The sequence below is a fragment of the Pseudomonas prosekii genome (genome assembly GCF_900105155.1).
In the GTDB taxonomy this organism is placed as follows: domain Bacteria; phylum Pseudomonadota; class Gammaproteobacteria; order Pseudomonadales; family Pseudomonadaceae; genus Aquipseudomonas; species Aquipseudomonas prosekii.
In genome coordinates this window covers 5,297,329-5,315,340 of sequence record NZ_LT629762.1, presented here as the reverse complement: position 1 = coordinate 5,315,340, position 18,012 = coordinate 5,297,329, and the positions used below count along the sequence as shown (strand labels likewise).

General features: G+C 60.9%; 15 protein-coding genes. 9 read left to right on the top strand and 6 right to left on the bottom strand.

Going from position 1 to position 18,012, the window contains the following annotated elements; genetic code table 11:
* Positions 1 to 44: 44 nt before the first annotated feature.
* The 3 genes from BLU01_RS24000 (at position 45) to BLU01_RS23990 (ending at position 4,542) form a co-directional block, all read left to right on the top strand.
* Entirely contained in the window at positions 45 to 1,358 is a 1,314-nt protein-coding gene (locus tag BLU01_RS24000) for a YbfB/YjiJ family MFS transporter (protein ID WP_092280135.1), read from the top strand.
* 169 nt (positions 1,359 to 1,527) lie between these two features.
* Complete coding sequence (locus tag BLU01_RS23995; RefSeq protein ID WP_092280133.1) at positions 1,528 to 2,526, top strand: NAD(P)H-quinone oxidoreductase; 999 nt, start codon at positions 1,528 to 1,530, stop codon at positions 2,524 to 2,526.
* Positions 2,527 to 2,769: 243 nt separating this feature from the next.
* Positions 2,770 to 4,542, top strand: coding sequence for a putative bifunctional diguanylate cyclase/phosphodiesterase (locus BLU01_RS23990; RefSeq protein WP_092280131.1), 1,773 nt, complete (start codon positions 2,770 to 2,772; stop codon positions 4,540 to 4,542).
* Between the two features lies 1 nt (position 4,543).
* Here BLU01_RS23990 and deoC read toward each other — a convergent pair whose 3' ends face one another.
* Positions 4,544 to 5,239: a deoxyribose-phosphate aldolase gene (deoC, locus tag BLU01_RS23985; protein ID WP_092280129.1), complete on the bottom strand. Its 696-nt coding sequence runs from the start codon at positions 5,237 to 5,239 to the stop codon at positions 4,544 to 4,546.
* A 121-nt stretch (positions 5,240 to 5,360) separates the two neighbouring features.
* Between deoC and deoR the strand changes: the two genes are divergently transcribed.
* On the top strand, positions 5,361 to 6,131 hold the full coding sequence (gene deoR / locus BLU01_RS23980; protein WP_178076550.1) for a DNA-binding transcriptional repressor DeoR: 771 nt from the start codon (positions 5,361 to 5,363) through the stop codon (positions 6,129 to 6,131).
* Here deoR and BLU01_RS23975 read toward each other — a convergent pair.
* Genes BLU01_RS23975 through rbsK form a run of 3 tightly spaced genes read right to left on the bottom strand, consistent with a single transcriptional unit; the run spans position 6,124 to position 9,478 of the window.
* Entirely contained in the window at positions 6,124 to 7,182 is a 1,059-nt protein-coding gene (locus tag BLU01_RS23975) for an aldose 1-epimerase family protein (RefSeq protein ID WP_092280125.1), read from the bottom strand. The genes deoR and BLU01_RS23975 overlap by 8 nt on opposite strands.
* Complete coding sequence (gene fucP / locus BLU01_RS23970) at positions 7,179 to 8,510, bottom strand: L-fucose:H+ symporter permease (RefSeq protein WP_092280123.1); 1,332 nt, start codon at positions 8,508 to 8,510, stop codon at positions 7,179 to 7,181. Before fucP ends, BLU01_RS23975 begins: the two co-directional genes overlap by 4 nt.
* Positions 8,511 to 8,551: 41 nt before the next feature.
* Positions 8,552 to 9,478, bottom strand: a complete 927-nt coding sequence (gene rbsK / locus BLU01_RS23965) for a ribokinase (protein WP_092280121.1) — start codon at positions 9,476 to 9,478, stop codon at positions 8,552 to 8,554.
* Between the two features lie 361 nt (positions 9,479 to 9,839).
* On the opposite strand from rbsK, the gene BLU01_RS23960 reads away from it, so the two are divergent.
* Positions 9,840 to 10,790, top strand: coding sequence for an alpha/beta hydrolase (locus tag BLU01_RS23960; RefSeq protein ID WP_092280119.1), 951 nt, complete (start codon positions 9,840 to 9,842; stop codon positions 10,788 to 10,790).
* Between the two features lie 3 nt (positions 10,791 to 10,793).
* Here the strand turns inward: BLU01_RS23960 and BLU01_RS23955 are convergent, their stop codons facing one another.
* Complete coding sequence (locus BLU01_RS23955; protein ID WP_092280117.1) at positions 10,794 to 12,605, bottom strand: ABC transporter ATP-binding protein; 1,812 nt, start codon at positions 12,603 to 12,605, stop codon at positions 10,794 to 10,796.
* Positions 12,606 to 12,783: 178 nt separating this feature from the next.
* Between BLU01_RS23955 and BLU01_RS23950 the strand changes: the two genes are divergently transcribed.
* The 4 genes from BLU01_RS23950 (at position 12,784) to BLU01_RS23935 (ending at position 16,469) form a co-directional block, all read left to right on the top strand.
* Positions 12,784 to 13,386, top strand: a complete 603-nt coding sequence (locus BLU01_RS23950) for a hypothetical protein (RefSeq protein WP_231987109.1) — start codon at positions 12,784 to 12,786, stop codon at positions 13,384 to 13,386.
* 154 nt (positions 13,387 to 13,540) lie between these two features.
* Entirely contained in the window at positions 13,541 to 13,954 is a 414-nt protein-coding gene (locus BLU01_RS23945; RefSeq protein WP_092280115.1) for a VOC family protein, read from the top strand.
* Positions 13,955 to 14,536: 582 nt separating this feature from the next.
* Complete coding sequence (locus tag BLU01_RS23940; protein WP_092280113.1) at positions 14,537 to 15,298, top strand: bestrophin-like domain; 762 nt, start codon at positions 14,537 to 14,539, stop codon at positions 15,296 to 15,298.
* Positions 15,299 to 15,527: 229 nt separating this feature from the next.
* The gene (locus BLU01_RS23935) at positions 15,528 to 16,469 is read left to right on the top strand and encodes a bifunctional 5,10-methylenetetrahydrofolate dehydrogenase/5,10-methenyltetrahydrofolate cyclohydrolase (protein WP_092281730.1); all 942 of its coding nucleotides are present in this window, start codon (positions 15,528 to 15,530) and stop codon (positions 16,467 to 16,469) included.
* 240 nt (positions 16,470 to 16,709) lie between these two features.
* Here BLU01_RS23935 and BLU01_RS23930 read toward each other — a convergent pair whose 3' ends face one another.
* The gene (locus BLU01_RS23930; protein ID WP_092280111.1) at positions 16,710 to 17,984 is read right to left on the bottom strand and encodes a glucarate dehydratase family protein; all 1,275 of its coding nucleotides are present in this window, start codon (positions 17,982 to 17,984) and stop codon (positions 16,710 to 16,712) included.
* Positions 17,985 to 18,012 lie beyond the last annotated feature (28 nt).

Genomic DNA, 18,012 nt, shown 5'->3' with positions numbered 1-18,012 from the left:
GGATAAGCTGGGCGCATGAGTTCACCCCCACAGGACAATTCCTCATGCACAGCTCATCGACCCACCCGCGCAGCGCGATCTGGCTGCCGATCTTCGCCGGCCTCTGCGCCAGCCTGGTCAGCATCGGTTTGGCGCGATTCGCCTATACGCCGCTGATCCCATCGCTGATCCAGGCGCAATGGTTTTCCGCCAACGACGTGGTGTACCTCGGCGCGGCCAATCTGGTCGGTTACCTGATCGGCGCGCTGATCGGTCATCCACTCGCTCGTAGAGTCGGCAACAGCACGGCGTTGCGGCTGATGATGCTGGCGGTGACGCTGGCGTTTTTTGCCTGTGGTTTTCCGTTGTCGGTGAGTTGGTTTTTCGGCTGGCGGTTGCTGTCGGGTGTGGCGGGTGGCGCGATCATGGTGTTGGTCGCAGCGACGGTGTTGCCGCACGTGCCGGTGTCGCGCCGAGGCCTGGCCAGCGGGGCGATTTTCCTCGGCATCGGTTTGGGCATTGCCGGCTCGGGGACGATTGTTCCGCCGCTGCTGAGCCTGGGTTTGCAGAACACTTGGTTTGGCTTGGGTTTGATCGCGCTGGTGTTGACCGCCGCGAGCTGGTTTGGCTGGCCGACCGCGAGCGCGCAACATGCTGCGCCGGTGAGCGGTGACACTTCAAATACGCCAACGCCAGCGGGTCTGTATCTGTTGTTTGCGCAGTACGCGTTCATGGCGGCGGGATTAGTGCCGGCGATGGTGTTTCTGGTCGACTTCGTCGCTCGCGGCCTCGGCGCCGGGGCGCATGTCGGCGCGCTGATCTGGGTCATGTATGGATTGGGCGCGATCATCGGGCCAGTGAGTTATGGTTTCCTCGCCGACAAGTTTGGCGCGCGGTTGAGCATTCGCATTGTGTTGGTGGTGCAGGCGATTACCTTGGGTTTGCTGGCGGTTTCCAGCTCGTTCCTCGCATTGGCGCTGCTGGCGGTGATCCTCGGCTCGTTCCCGCCCGGCATCGTTCCGCTGGCGCTGGCCCGCGTGCATGAGCTGGTGCCCAATCATCACCAGCAACAAATCGCCTGGAGCCGCGCGACCGTCTCGTTTGCCACGTTCCAGGCACTCACCGGTTTTGCCTATTCGGCGATCTTCAGCGCCAGCGGCGGTCAGCATGCGCTGTTGTTCGTGATTGCCTGCGGCGCAATCGTCGTGGCCCTGCTGCTGGAACTGGCCATGCGCTTGCTCAAGCAACCAAAACCCTGCTCGCGAAGGCGTCGTAACAGCCAACATCTGCATCGACTGACCGACCGCTATCGCGAGCAAGCTCAGCTCCCACAGGGGATCAGTGCCGGGCAAACATCCACATCCACCGCAAATCCGTAGGAGCAAAGCTTGCTCGCGAAGGCGTCGTAACAGCCAACACCTGCATCGACTGACCCTCCGCTTTCGCGAGCAAGCTCAGCTCCTACAGGGATCTGCGGGTGTGCAGTGAATTTTTTGGCCGCACCGGCGATCCCATCTACATATCCCCTTCCACCACAGGAATTCAAAAATGTCCCTGCCCCAAACCATGACCCTCATCGAAATCACTGAACCCGGCGGCCCTGAGGTGTTGCAGCCGCGTGACGTGCCGATGCCGACGGTGGCTGCCGGTGAGGTGCTGATTCGTGTGCACGCCGCCGGGGTCAACCGTCCGGATGTGATCCAGCGCTCCGGCAAATATCCGATGAAACCGGGCATGAGCCCGATCCCCGGCCTCGAAGTGGCCGGCGAAGTGGTCGCAATCGGCAAAGGCGTCAGTGAGTTCACGGTGGGCGACCGGGTGTGTGCGCTGACTAATGGCGGCGGTTACGCGCAATATTGCATCGCGCCGGCCAGCCAGACCTTGCCGATCCCCGATGACCTGGACTGGATCAAAGCCGCGGCGATTCCGGAAACCTTCTTCACCGTGTGGGCCAATCTGTTTGATATCGGCGGCGCCAGCAAAGGCCAGCGCGCGTTGATCCATGGCGGCACCAGCGGCATCGGCACCACCGCGCTGATGCTCTGCCGCGAGTTCGGCGTCGAGGCGTATGCCACCGCCGGTAGCGAGGAAAAATGCGAAGCGATTCGCAAGCTCGGCGGCAAGCCGATCAACTACCGCGAACAGGATTTCGCCAAAGTCATCGAGGAGAAAACCGCCGGCAAAGGCGTCAACGTGATCCTCGACATCATGGGTGGCTCGTATTTCAACAGCAACGTCAGTGCCCTCGGCATGGAAGGTCGGCTGGTGATGCTCGGTTTCCTCGGCGGCGCCCACGCCAATGACGTCGATCTGCTGGCGATCATGGGCAAACGCGCGTCGATCACCGGATCACTGTTGCGTTCACGCACCAAAGAAGAGAAAGCCGCAATCGCCCAGGGCTTGTACGAATACGTATGGCCGGTGCTGTCCGCCGGGCGCTGCCTGCCGATCATCGACAAGGTTTACCCGTTCACCGACGCCGCCCTGGCCCACGCGCGGATGGAAGCAGGCGACCACATTGGCAAAATCGTCTTGCACATGGACTGACCTTCACTTGCAACTGCCCTGCCCGGCTGCTGACCTGCAGAGCCGGGCTTTTTTTTGCGCGAAAACTTATACAACCGTCCAGCGGCACAAATCCCTGTCATCGCTCTAAACCGCGGATCCAATTTTTATTTTATTGTACGTAAAACTTTTTGTGTACAAGAAAAGTCATAATGCGTGACACTAATGACATCATCAGGCCACCATCGAATTCAGAATCGGTAAGCGTCCGTTCCAGGAGTCACCATGCACGATCATCATTCAGAAACACATCGCCTGGACGCGGTACAAGCCTTGGAGTGGCTGAAAACAGCAGAGTCAGAAAACTTCGACCGCATCTGTCGCCTCGCCGCTGCCTACTTCAACGTGCCCACCGTGCTCATTTCGCTGGTCGAAAAGGATCGGCAGTGGTTCAAGGCGCGCATTGGTTTCGACCGCGATCAAACGCCCATCGACCAATCGTTCTGCGCTTACACCATTCGCGAGAACGGCGTGCTGCAGGTCGAGGATGCGTCGCGGGATGGGCGTTTTCGTTTCAACCCGCTGGTGACCGCGCGCAACGGCATTCGGTTTTATGCCGGCGCACCGCTGCGCACGCGCTCGGGGCACGCAATTGGCAGCCTGTGCATCATCGACAAGGAACCCAAGCAACTGAGCGACGCCGAGCGATTGGTCCTGCAGGATCTGGCGGAAATGGTCATGGCGCAGATCGAGCAACGTCAGCTCGGAGATTGCCATGACCCAGTCAGCGGTCTGCCGAATCAGCGGCAGTTTTTCGCCGACCTCAACGACCTTGGTTTGCAGCCGCACGCCGAACATCGGGTGCTGGTGCTGATCGATGCGCTCGACTCACACCGTGGCCATGAGATGACCTTGGCGGTGGGCACCGGCGCCACACAATCGATCATCCTCGACATTGCCCAACACCTGAAACAAAGCCTTAGCGGCATCAGTTGCGCGTACCACGTCAACGACCGGCAGTTCTGCTTCATGTTGAAGACGAGCATGCCTGACTACGAACTGTTCGTGCATCGCTTGATCGACCGGCTGCGCGCGATGACCCGTTCCGACAGCGCCCTGACCAGCCCGTCGCCGCGCGCCGGCATGGTGATTTTCCAGCACGATCCGCTGTCCCACGCCGACCTGTTGCGCAAAGCCATGCACGCGGTGGAATCGGCGCACCAGGCCAACACGCACTGGGCGCTGTACGACATTGCCCGCGACTGCGCCTGGCGACGTGCGTTTACCCTGGCCCGGGATGTCGACCGCGCACTCGCCAGCGACCAGATGTACCTGGTGTTTCAGCCGCGTTTCAGTCTGCTCGATGGCCGCCGGGTCAGCGCCGAAGCGCTGCTGCGCTGGAATCACCCGGAACTCGGCGCGGTATCGCCCGCCGAGTTCATTCCGGTGATGGAACGCAACGGTTTGATTCAGCGCGTGACGCATTGGGTGATCGATCAGGTCATGAGCACCATGGCGCAATGGCAGGACCTTGATTGCCGGGTGTCGCTGAACCTGTCGCCGAAGGATTTCGACGACCAGGACATCGGTGAAATTTTGCGGCTCGCCTGTCTGCGGTTCGGCATTGCGCCGCATCGGCTGGAAATCGAAATCACCGAGGGCGAATGGATCCGCGCCAACCCGCAAGTGATCCGTCAGCTCAAGGGGTTGCGCGAGCTCGGCATGGACGTGGCAATCGACGACTTCGGCAGTGGCTACAGCAATTTCGCCTACCTGCACGAGATTCCGGCCAATGTGATCAAGCTGGATCGCTCGATTGTCACCGATTTGCCCGGCAGCCCGCGCAACCAGATCATCGCCCGCTCGATCCTGCAATTGGCCCGGGATTTGGGTTACCGCACCGTCGCCGAGGGCATCGAAGACTATCAATGCCTGGCGCTGGTGACCCAATACGGTTGCCACGAAGCGCAGGGTTATTTCCTCTCACGGCCGGCGCTACCCGGCGCACTTGCGCAACTGCACGACCATTTGCCGCCACGGCAATTGGCCGCCAGTTGACTCAGTAACCCTCGCCCGCCGCCTCGGCGCCGCCGACGATGACGATTCCGGAACTGCTGCCCAAACGGGTCGCGCCGGCCTCGATCATCGCCAGTGCGGTCGGGTAATCGCGCACGCCGCCCGACGCCTTGACGCCGATGTCCGGGCCGACGGTGCGGCGCATCAGCGCGACATCTTCGACAGTGGCCCCGCTGCGGCTGAAACCGGTAGAGGTCTTGACGAACGCAACGTTGAGCTCACGGCAGATTTCACAGGCCTGGATCTTTTGTGCGTCGCTGAGCAGGCAGGTTTCAAGGATGACTTTCAACGGCACATCGCCGCAGGCCTTTTTCACCTGAGCGATGTCGTCCTGCACCTCGGCGAGCAAGCCGTCCTTCAGCCAACCGATGTTCAACACCATGTCGATCTCGCCCGCACCGGCGGCAATCGCGCGCTCGGCTTCGAAGGCTTTGCTCTCGCTCAAACCGGCGCCCAACGGGAAGCCGACCACCGCGCAGACTTTTACGCTGTGCCCCGCCTGATGCTGTGCCAAGTGCTGCGCTGCATACGGCACCTGCGCGGAGTTCACGCAGACTGAATAGAAGCCATGCTGCGCAGCTTCGCGGCACAGGGTGGCGATTTGTTCGCGGCTGGCGTCCGGTGCCAGCAACGTGTGATCGATGAACTGCGCCAGTGCCTGAGGGGGAAGATGGGCCATCGCAATAACTCCTGTTTGTATATTCAAATGCCCCTGCGCCACAATCGAGGATCATTTGCGCAAAAACGTTACAAAACTCACAATTAATGTTACTTAAATAACATCAACAATCAACCCTGGAATGCCTGTGGACAGTAAAAAAGCCGAGCGTCTCAAGCTGATTCAACAAGCCCTGCAAGACCAGAGCGCGATTCACCTGCGCGAAATGGCGGCATTGCTCGACGTCTCGGAAATGACCCTGCGCCGCGACCTGAGCAAGTACACCGACCACCTGCGTCTGCTCGGCGGCTACATCACCCGAATCCACGATGGCAACGAGCCCGGCGATTACCGGGTGGCCGAACAGGACACCCGCCACGTCGAAGAAAAACGCCGCATCGGCAAACTCGCCGCGCGGTTTATCCAGCCCGGCGACACCGTGTTTTTCGACTGCGGCACGACCACGCCCTTCGTCGTGGACTTCATTCCCGACGAGCTCGAATTCACCGCGGTCTGCAACTCCCTGAACGTGCTGCTGAAACTCTCGCAAAAACCCAATTGCCACATCGTCATCTGCGGCGGCACGTTCCACCGCAAGAACCAGGTGTTCGAAAACACCAGCGAAAGCGGCATTCTCGACCACGTGCGCCTGACCTGGGCGTTCGTTTCGGCGGCCGGTGTCAGCCAGGACTTCGGCGTGACCTGCTTCAATTTCAATGAAGTGGAGGTCAAGCAGAAGGTCTTGCGCCAGGCGCAGCAACGTTTGTTGCTGGCCGATCACAGCAAGTTCGACACCGTGCGCACTGCGCATTTCGCTGCGCTTGAGGATTTCCACTACGTGGTCAGCGACAAGAAAATCCCCAAGGCTTACCGCGACGCGATTACCGCCAGCGGCGCGCAGTTGATCATCTGATCAAGGCTTGTTGCTCGTCCTTGTTCAGGTAACCGGTGGTGACCTTGAACGCCGCCGTCTGCCCCGCCGCCAATGACCGCACGTTGCCCTTGGCGGACTCGGCCCGATAGCCTTCCGGCTCGCACGTCGCGGGCAATATGAACGCCGCGACTTGCTGATCGGCGTTGTGCAGGATCCAGCGCGCCGCGTGTTCGAATTGCTCCGGGCGATAGCGCGTGTAGAACGCCGCGCCGTCGGGATGGCTCAGCAGAAAATGCGCGTCGCCATGGGCATCGGCGCGCACGCCGTCGAAGAAAAACACAATCTCCGGGTCATAAAGCTCCGGTTGGTCGAGGCAGCGAAACTGTTGCGGTTCTGCGGCCAATTGCTCCATGTAACGGCTCCAGGCCGGCGTCGGTTTGACGTGCGCCGGCACGCTGCTGCGCAACCGCACGCGGTCAAATCCCAACGGTTCGACAAACCGCGCGCCCTCGACATAGGCGTAATTCATGTGGGCCATGTACATCAGGTCCATCGGTTTGCCTGCGCGGTTGGTCACGTTCATCGCGATATCGAACAGGCCGGAATCGGCGCGCAAGGTCACGCTCGGACTGGCCAGATAGCGGTCGCCGAAACCTTGTGCGTATTCATACTCGCCGCCGAGGCGCAGGTACGCCCCGGCGCTGTCTTCACCGACCTCCAGCCAGGCGCGATCCATCGCCGCGCAGGGCATTTCGCCGTGCAGCGGATGGTCGTCCTCGGGCGTCGGGCAACCGTTGCGCAGCAGGCCGCTGTGAAACATGAAACAGCCGTAGGTGCCGATCACTGTCGGGCTCGGTTTCGGCTGGCTGAACAGGTTGCTCATGGTCAGGTCGCAACCGTCGAATACCGCGTCCCAGATCATCTGGCCCTGATACGGCAGAACCAGCAAATGACCACGGCTGTTGCGCATTTCCAGCGCCAGCACACCGCTGGGAAGCAGGCTGGCGCTGACCGTGAAATCCGCCGATTCGAGCAAGGTTTTTGGCGCCTCGCCAAACAGTGCCGGATAGAGATTGATCCGGGTGCTCATGAGGTCACCGCCGCGCCGACGGGCGCACGTTCACTGGCCGAGTTGCGCAGGCAGCGCACCGCGTAAGCGACGATCACGATGAAGCACAGCAACGGCACGCTGTAGGCCAATTGCATGTTGCCGCCGCTGTAATCCGACAGCAGGCCCTGGAAGATCGGAATCACGCCGCCGCCGACAATGCTCATCACCAGCAGCGAACCGCCGACGCCGGTGTCTTCACCGAGGCCATCGATGGTCAGCCCGTAAATGGTCGGCCAGCACGGACCGAGGAACACGCTGACGCCGACGGCCGCATACACCGCAGTGATGTTCGGCACCAGAATCGTGTAGGCGAGCAGCACGATGCACAGCACGCCGTAAATCGCCAGGACCTTGGCCGGGTGCAATTTGCGCATCAGTACGTTGGCGATCAGTTTGCCAACAAAGTACGCAGCAAATGTCGTCAACAAAAACCACGACGCGCTGCGCTCATTCATCCCGCCCAATTGCATGGCCAGGCGAATGGTGAAGCTCCAGACGCCGACCTGCGCGCCCACGTAAAGGAACTGCGCAAGCACACCAAAAGTGAAGCGTTTGTTGGCCCACAGCCGCGACAGACTCTGGCCGAGGCTGGAGGTTTTTTTAGTCGCGGTTTGCACGCCTTTGCACGAAGGAAAACGCGTGATGGCGATCAGGATGAACATCAGCACCAGCACCGCGATCATCCATTTGTAGGGGAGCAACGTGGACTGGATCATTTGCAGTTGCTGCACCGCCGCGTCCGAAGCGCTCATTTGCGTGAGTTGTTCGTGGGTCGCGTCGGTGTCCTTGAACATCACGAAGCTGCCGACGTAGACCCCGGCCATCGCGCCGAACGGGTGGAAGGTCTGCGAAATGTTCAGTCGGCGCGTGCCGGTTTCGCGCGGCCCCATCAGCGTCGAATAGGTGTTGCACGCGGTTTCGAGGAACGCCAGCCCTGACGCGATCACAAACAGCGCCAGCAAGAACATGCCGTATTTGGCCGTCGATGCCGCCGGGAAGAACAACAGGCAACCGAACATGTAGAGCATCAAACCGATGAGGATGGTGGTCTTGTAGCTGAAACGCCGAACCACCAGCGCTGCCGGGATCGCCACGAAAAAATAGCCGAGGTAAAACGCCGATTGCACGAACGCAGTCTGGAAATCGCTGAGCAGGAAGGCTTTCTTGAAGTGCGCGATCAGCACGTCGTTCATGCTCGCCGCTGCCGCCCACAGCGCAAAAATGCTGCACAGCAGAATGAAGGCGAACCATGGCGTGCGGTTCAGGTAAAAACCGTCGGGCGTCTGTTGGAGCGGAGGCTTTGTCATTGTTGTTCTCCGGTGAGTTGTCGGGGTGAAGCGGCGCAAATTCAGGCGTCGAACGCGCGCTGGAATTCAGCGAAGGTGTCGGCGTCCGGGTAGGAAGTCTGGGTGCCGAGGCCGGTGACCGAGCACGCGGAATAGGCAACCGCCTGGACCATCGCCGCGCGAATGTCACGCGAGCGGGTCCAGTGCTGGATGAAGCAACCGATAAACGCATCGCCAGCGCCGGTGGTGTCGCGGGCAGCCACGCGCAGGCCGGGGACCTGAAACTCGCCCTCAGCGCCGACGTACAACGCGCCTTGCTGGCCGAGGGTGACGATGACGTGGCGGATGCCGCTGGCGACCAGCGCTTGCGCGGCGATGAGCGCGGACTCGGGCGAGTCGACGGTCTGGCCGCTGATCAACGCCAACTCGGACTCGTTGGGCACCAGGAAGTCCAGCTGCGCGAGGTGTTCACGGCTGAGGCCGGCCAAGGCTGGCGCCGGGTTCAGCAGCACCGGGATGTTGTGTTCGCGGCCGAAAGCGATGGCGTGATAGACGGTTTCGACGTTGATTTCGAGCTGCAACACGATCAGCGCGCACTCGCGCAAAGCGGCTGCAGCGGCGTCGATATCTGCTGGTGAAAGATGCGCGTTGGCACCTTTGACGATGAGGATGCTGTTGTGCGAATCGGCCTGGACGAAGATCGGCGCGACACCGCTGGACACGCCTGGCACACGCTGTACGTAACGCGTGTCGATGCCAAAGCGCTGGAAATTGGCCAGGGTGTTGTCGGCAAACATGTCATCGCCGACTTTGGTCAGCATCAGCACGTCTGCCCCGAGCTTGGCCGCTGCCACCGCCTGATTCGCGCCTTTGCCGCCGCAACCGAGGGCAAATCCCGGCGCTTCGAGCGTTTCGCCCTGCGCCGGCATGCGGTAGATGTAGGTGATCAGATCCACCATATTGCTGCCGATGACTGCGATCTTGCTCATTGCTATCCCACCTTGTTACGGCTTGCCGGACTGATGTCTGGCGTTGTTGTTTTGTTATTTAAATAACATTTGTTGTGATAATTCAATCTTTTTCTGGGGCCGCCTGGCACGCAAAGACCAGCGGCTTTGCGCAAAACCCTTGTAGGAGCGAGGCTTGCCCGCGAAAGCGCCAGGTCAGTCGAAATCAATGTTGAATTAACCGACGTCTTCGCGGGCAAGCCTTGCTCCTACAGGAGGATTGCGGCGGCTGGAGGTTTATCGCCGCGAATAATCCTGCAACACACACGGCTGTCGAAATAATTCCCGACCTCGGCATGCATCTGTTAAAACCCGTGTTTTCCCCTTTCGACTGGACCGCTGCATGTTTTCTTCCCTCATGAGCCGCTTGAGCAAGCGCTGGTTTGCGACTTTGTGCATGGCGCTGCTGATCGTCGGCCTGCCGGTGGGTTGCGGGGTGCTCAAATACAAAGAGCGCGAGTTGCTGTTTCGCATCGAGCCGGGCACGGCGGGCTGGTATCGCGGCTTGCCGAAAGATGTGCAGGAATTCGACATCAAACCTGCCAGTTTCAAGGGCGGGCAGAACTTGCACGCCTGGTGGTGGCCCGCCGCCCGTCGCGACGCGCCGTCGATCCTTTATCTGCACGGCGTGCGCTGGAACCTCACCGGCCAGGCGTTCCGCATCGAGCAGTTACGCGCGATGGGCTATTCGGTGCTGGCCATCGATTACCGTGGCTTCGGCCAGAGCAAGGGCGATCTGCCGTCAGAGGCCAGCGTTTACGAAGACGCCCGAGTGGCGTGGGATCGCTTCAAAGAGATGCAGCCGGATGCGAAAAAGCGCCTTATCTACGGCCATTCGCTGGGCGGCGCGGTAGCGATTGACCTTGCGGCGGACCTCTCCGAGCAGGCGAAAAAGGATCACGTCGCGGTGCCGGTGCGCGGCTTGGTCATCGAATCGACCTTCACCACGTTGGGCGACGCGGTCGCGCAAGTCGCCGACAGCAATCTGCCGGTCAAATCGCTGCCGGTGCGCTGGTTGCTGTCGCAGAAATTCGATTCCATCGACAAGATCGCCGACATCGACATGCCGCTGCTGGTGGTTCACGGCTTGGCGGATGCGTTCATGCCGTCGCGCTTCAGCGAGCAACTGTTCAACGCCGCCAACGAGCCCAAACGCCTGCTGCTGGTGCCCGGCGGCACGCACAACAACAGCATGAGCCTGGGCGGCAGCCAATATCGTCAAGCCATCGAAAACCTGATGAAAGCCAAACCGGCGCAAGTCGCTGCGGTGCATCGCAGCTCGCCTGAAACCTGAGCACTAGCGATACCCGCGCGCCTGCAAATCAAACAGCTGCGCATAACGCCCGCCCGCCGCGACCAGAGTGTCGTGGTCGCCGCGCTCCAGAATCGCGCCTTGATCAAGCACGATGATGTGATCGGCGTTGCGCACGCTGGAGAAACGGTGGGAAATCAGCAACGTCATGCGGCCCTGAGTGTGCTGGCTGAAATGTTCGAACACCGCCGCTTCCGCCGCCGGGTCGAGGGCTGAGGTCGGTTCATCGAGGATCAAAATGTCGGCGTCGCGGCGCATGTAGGCGCGGGACAAGGCAATCTTCTGCCATTGCCCGCCCGACAACTCCTGACCACCGGCGAACCAGCGCCCCAGTTGCGTCGCATAACCGCGATCAAGGCCTTCGATAAACGGCGCGGCCATGCCCTCGGCGGCGGCTTGTTTCCAGCGCTGCTCATCGTCGAATGCCAGGGTGTCGCCGACCCCGATGTTCTCGCCGACGGTGAACTGATAGCGAATGTAGTCCTGGAAAATCACGCCGATACGCCGCCGCAGCGCGTCTTCTTCCCAAGTCTGCAGATCGCTGCCGTCGAGCAGGATGCGGCCCTGATCCGGGCGATAAAGACGCGTGAGCAGTTTGATCAGTGTGGTTTTGCCCGAACCGTTTTCCCCGACCAGCGCCATGCTGCGGCCCGGCACCAGATGCAAGTCGATGCCTTCGAGCGCCGCCCGACTCGCCCCCGGATAACGAAAACCGACATTCTCGAAACGCAGCCCGTCACCCGGCAGCGCGCCGACGGTGAGGTGGCCGGTGTCGCTGACCACCGGTTCGGCGAGGTATTCGTAAAGGCTCGACAGATAGAGCCCATCCTCGTACAGACCGCTGATCGCGCTGAGGCTGCTGCTGACGGCGGTTTGTCCCTGTTTGAACAGCACCAGGTACATGGTCATCTGCCCAAGGCTGATCTGGCCGTGCACGGTGTCGACCACCACCCACGCATACGCGAGGTAGAACGCCCCGGTGCCGAGCAAACCGAGGAGAAATCCCCAGCCATCGCGGCGCAGGGTCAGTCGGCGATCCTCGGCGTACAGCCGCGCAAAAGTGTCGCGATAACGCTTCAACAACAACGGCGCGAAGCCGAACAGCTTGACCTCCTTGATGAAGCCTTCGTGGGACAGCAACGTCTCGATGTAACTCTGCTGCCGACTCTCCGGCGCCCGACGGGTAAACAGGCGAAACGCATCCCCGGAAAAATGCGCCTCGGCAAAGAACACCGGCAACGCACCGACCACCAGCAATACCAGCGCCCACGGCGAAAAATGCACCAGCAATACGCCAAAGCTGATCAGCACAATCAGGTTCTGGATCAGCCCCAGTGACTTCATCACCAGCGCCAGCGGCCGAGTCGACGCCTCGCGCCGCACCCGCACCAATTTGTCGTAAAACTCCGAATTCTCGAACTGCACCAGCGACAACGTCTGGGCCTTCTCCAGAATCATCGTGTTGACCTTTTGCCCCAACTGCACCCGCAACAACGACTGCTGCACCGACAACGCCCGCTGCGTCGCGCTCAACAACGCGAGCACGCCCGCCTCCATCAACACAAAACGCACCACCGGCCACAACGGCGCACTGCCCTGCTGCGCGTGCAACTGCATCGCCGCCACCACCGCATCGACAATCCGCTGGCCGAGCCACGCCGCCAGCGCGGGCAGTACACCGGCGATCAGCGTCGCGAGGACCAGCCCGAGGAACAGACCGCGCGAAGTGCCCCACACCAGGAGCAAGGCGCGTTTGGACTGGTCGAGCAGCGAGGTGAAGCGTGTGAGGGTTGGCATAGGACGGCGGGCTCTGCGAGGACGGCGGCGATCTGGGCGAAGGCGCCATGGTACTTCAGCTGACAGCGACGGCGGCGATTGCTGCGGCCGTCGCGCTATTGCGCAGTGGTTTGAAGCCTGCAAAGGGTTGAGCCTGAGGGCATAATGGCGGCCCCTCAAAACACCAAAAGGATTTCGTGTGTTATCGCGCCTCAATACCCTCTGGACATGGCTGTATTACGCGATGAGCTGGCTCGTCGTTCTCGTGCTGATCTTGCACCACGCCTTTTACGACTGGTTGTTGATGGAACCCATCGACGTCGGCGGCACGTTCATGGGCGGCGGCATGGCGATTCAGCTGTATTTGTTCGGCTGGATCGTCGCCACGCTGGGCATCATCGTTGCGGTGTTATTGCGTTTGCCGGGCGCGATGTGGGGCTGGATCGGCGCCGGCGTTGTGCCTTTGGGATTCGGAGTCTGGTGGCAAGTGAATTATCCGGACAACGCTGAACAGGTGATCTACAGCGTCAGTCAGCACGAAATCGGCAGCTTTATGTTGATCGGCGTTTTATTGCTGGCGAGCGGATTGTACGTTCGCGCGCGCCGCAAACCCCGCGCCCCGGATCCCGAGCAAATGCCCGTGCAATTCATCGCCGCACTGCTGTTGGCCGGTTTTTTTATTGGCGTGCCGATGTCGATTTACAAGAAGCAAACAATGCCCCATTGCGCGTTCAGCAAAGAAGGTCAGCAACTGACGGTGTGCCTGGGCGATGACGACAACGAACGCGTGATCGTCGACTGAACGGACGGGCAATAAGCCGCCGCGCTGCTATAGAAAAAACGTCTGAATAAACCCGGCAGGATCTGACCTCTAAGGCTTTGCCAATTGAGGTCGAACCCCACTGAAGTTGAAGGCCGCCCTGGCCTTCAGCTCACTCGGTAACCGGGAGCACACCATGAAAATCAATCCCTATCTGATATTCAACGGCGACTGCAAAGCCGCGTTCACTTTCTACGCCCAGGCCCTGCCCGGCCAGATCGACATGATGATGACCTTCGGCGAAAGCCCGGCGCGCGAACATGTGCAGGCGGACTATTACAACCTGATCATCCATACCAGCTTGTCGGTGGGCGACCAGTCGATCATGGGCTCCGACACCACCCCCGACCGCCCCACCGACGACATGGCCGGCTGCTCGATCTCGCTCAACGTCGACAGCATCGCCGAAGCCGAACGCGTGTTCGGCGCACTGGCGGACGGCGGCAGCGTGCAGATGCCGCTGGAGCAAACCTTCTGGGCGGCACGATTCGGCATGCTCGTGGACCGCTTCGGGGTTTCGTGGATGGTCAACTGCGAAAAGGAACAGTGATCCTACAAAACACCTGATCCCCTGTGGCGAGCGGGCTTGCCCGCGTTTGAGTGCGCAGCGCTCACAGGATTTTTGGGGCCGCTGCGCAGCCCAACGGGGGCGAGCCCCCTCGCCACAGGGGGTGATGGTGTAGCGAACTGGGTGGTGGCTCTGCGGGAATGATCGTTGACAGGGATGGCCCAACTTCCGGGAACGCCCGATACCCTGTGGCGAGCGGGCTTGCCCGCGTTTGAGTGCGCAGCGCTCACAGGATTTTTGGGGCCGCTGCGCAGCCCAACGGGGGCAAGCCCCCTCGCCACAGGGGGTGGTGGTGTAGCGAACTGGGTGGTGGCTCTGCGGGAATGATCGTTGACAGGGATGGCCCAACTTCCGGGAACGCCCAATACCCTGTGGCGAGCGGGCTTGCCCGCGTTTGAGTGCGCAGCGCTCACAGGATTTTGGGGCCGCTGCGCAGCCCAACGGGAGCAAGCCCCCTCGCCACAGGGATTGGGTGTTGGCTCGGTTCGCATTGGGCTTGATGGCAACTCTATGGGTGTCTGCTACCGTCAACCCGACGTTTCGCGTGGTGTTGTCGGAGGCTGGATGAATCATCTGCTGCTCGCATTGATCGTATTCATTTGCCTGTTCGGCAGCGCACTGGTCGGTTCGGCGGTGCGGCAGCGTTTGCCTTCGCATCATTTGAGCGACGATTCGGTCGCGGTCCTGAAACTCGCCACGGGCCTGATCGCCACTATGTCCGCGCTGGTGCTCGGTTTGCTAGTGTCTTCGGCCAAGGGCACCTTCGAAACCACCAATGCGCAACTGGAGGGTGCGGCCGCCAAAGTTGTCGAGTTTGATCGGGTGCTGGCGCGCTACGGTCCATCGGCCCAGCCGATCCGCACGCAGCTCAAGCACAATTACGCGGAGATCGTGCAAATCCTCGCCTCCCGGGATGAGTCGAGGCTGGCGCTGCTCGACAGCCCTGAGGCGATCAATCGCTCGGAAGCGCTGCAACAACAAGTCGCCGACCTGTCCCCCGCCACCGACAATCAACGCGTCCTCAAGGCCTCGGCCCTGCAGATGATGGACGCGGTGTTTGCCGCGCGTTGGCTGACGGTGTTGCAGGCCAATCAGTCGATCCCGCCGGTGATGCTGGTGATTCTGATCTCCTGGCTGTCGATCATCTTCGGCTCGTTCGGCCTGTTCGCGCCGCGCAACGGCACGATTGTGGTGGTGCTGATGCTCTGCGCCGGGTCGACCGCGGCGACGATTCTGCTGGTTGAAGAGCTGAATCGGCCGCTGGACGGGCTGATCAGCGTGTCGCTGGAACCGATGGTGCATACGCTGGAACGGTTGGGGCAGTAATCCTGAATCTCCGACACGCCGTAGTCCCCCTGTAGGAGTGAGCCTGCTCGCGATGGCGGTTGATCATTCAACATCGATGTTGGCTGATCGGCCGCCATCGCGAGCAAGCTCGCTCCCACAGGGCTGGTGGTGTTTTGGCGATAGTGTTTCCCCCGCGACATCCTGTCCATCTGCTGCCGGTAGTACACCGCGACCCTCGGCTGGTAACCTGCGCCCTGCTCTTTCAATGATGACGGTGACGCATTTGATCAGCAGTACCCCAACGCTGGCCCGCAATATCGATGGCAAAGCCATTGCCGCCCTGGTGCTGGAAGAAGTTCGCGCAGAGGTCGCAGGCCTCGCCGAACAGCAGATTTTCCCGGCGCTGGCGGTGGTGCTGGTCGGTGATGATCCGGCCAGCCACGTTTACGTGCGCAACAAAATGCTGCGGGCCAAGGAAGTCGGGATCCGCTCGCTTGAGCATCGCCTGCCGGACACTGCCAGCCAGACGCAGGTGCTGGAGCTGATCGCGCAATTGAACGCCGACGTCACGGTGAACGGCATTCTGGTGCAACTGCCGCTGCCGGCGCATATCGATGAAGCGGCGGTAATTCACGCCATCGATCCGATCAAGGATGTCGACGGTTTTCATCGTGAAAACGTCGGCGGTCTGGTGCAAGGCATGGACGTGCTGACCCCATGCACGCCGAGCGGCTGCATGCGCCTGTTGCAGGAAACCTGGGGTGACATCAGCGGTTTGCACGCGGTGGTGATCGGCCGTTCGAACATTGTCGGCAAACCGATGGCGACCTTGTTGCTGCAAGCTCACTGCTCGGTCAGCGTCGTGCATTCGCGCAGCGTCGATGCGCCGGCGCTGTGCCGATTGGCGGACATCGTAGTGGCGGCGGTCGGTCGTCCGGGCTTGATCGATGCCAGTTGGCTCAAGCCTGGGGCGGTGGTGATTGATGTCGGGATCAACCGTATTACTGACGAATCCGGTAGCCGTCTGGTCGGCGATGTCGATTACCCCAGCGCACGCACGGTCGCCAGCGCAATCACGCCAGTGCCGGGCGGCGTCGGGCCGATGACGATTGCTTATTTGCTGAAGAACACGCTGATCGCAGCGCGGTTGCAGCGCGCGGTGAAGGCCCGCGAGCCGGACCCGGATGGCTGTGATTCGGATATCAACTGAGCAGCGTCCGCTTCTGTAGCAGCTGCCGAGGTACGAGGCTGCGTTCGGCTGCGCAGCAGTCGTGAAACCTGTGTATGCGGTTTTCCTGAAACACCGCGTCAACTGATTTCACGACTGCTTCGCAGCCGAACGCAGCCTCGCAGGCTCGACAGCTGCTACAGACCCAAACGCAGCCTCGTACCTCGGCAGCTGCTACAGAACCGACGCGGGCACGTACAGGATTGTCGGTAGCTGGGGGATTCAGAACCTTGGCTTCAGGGTTTTCCAATCCGGTTTATAGCGCTGCATCTGCTTCACATCATCTCGTTGGCGGATCCCGCAGGTCAGGTATTGATCATGCAGTTTGCCGAGCTGATCGTGGTCCAGTTCCAGGCCCAATCCAGGTGCGCGGGTGATCTTCACGCAGCCGTCGACAATCGGCAGTTTGCCGCCCTTGATCACTTCCTCATCCGGCTCCTGCCACGGGTAATGGGTGTCGCAGGCGTAATCCAGATTCGGCACTGACGCCGCCACGTGCGCCATCGCCATCAGGCTGATGCCCAGGTGCGAATTGGAATGCATCGACACACCGACGCCGAACGTCTGGCACATTTTCGCCAGCGCCTGAGTGTCGCGCAGGCCGCCCCAATAATGATGATCGGCCAGCACAATCTGCACACTGTTCAACGCCACGCTGCGGCGAAACTCATCAAAATCGGTGACCACCATGTTGGTCGCCAGCGGCAGCCCGGTGCGTTTGTGCAACTCGGACATGCCTTCGAGGCCCGGCGTCGGGTCTTCGTAATATTGCAGGTCTTCGCCGAGCAATTCAGCCATGCGAATCGAGGTCTCCAGCGACCAATTGGCGTTCGGATCAATGCGCAGCGGATACCCCGGAAAAGCCTTTTTCAACGCCTTGATGCACGCCACTTCATGCTCCGGCTCGAGGGCGCCGGCCTTAAGCTTGATGCTCTTGAAACCATAGGTTTCGATCATCCGGCGTGCCTGGGCGACGATCTGCTCTTCGTTCAGCGCCTCGCCCCAACTGTCGGGTTTGTACGGCGAATCAATGTGCTGCGCGTACTTGAAAAACAGATAGGCGCTGAACGGAATTTCATCGCGAATCGCCCCGCCCAACAGGTCCACCAGCGGCACGTTCAGCGCGTGCGCCTGCAGGTCGAGAAACGCCACTTCAAATGCCGAATACGCATTGCTCACCGCTTTGCTCGCGTGCGAACCGGGCGCCAGCTCAGCGCCAGCAACGCTCGAAGTTTTGTTCGCCGCCACGGTGGCCTGGACGATCGCGCGCAGGTGGTTGAGGTTGAACGGGTCGAGGCCGATCAGTTGCGCTTGCAACTGTTGCTGGATCGCCAGCGCGGGGGCATCGCCGTAGCTCTCGCCAAGGCCGATGTAGCCGTTGTCGCTCTCGATTTCGATAATCGAACGCAAGGCAAAAGGTTCGTGAATGCCGCTGGCGTTAAGCAGTGGCGGATCGCGGAAAGCGATGGGGGTCACGGTCACTCGTTTGATTTTCAAAGGTCAGGCTCCGATTGATCAATATCCA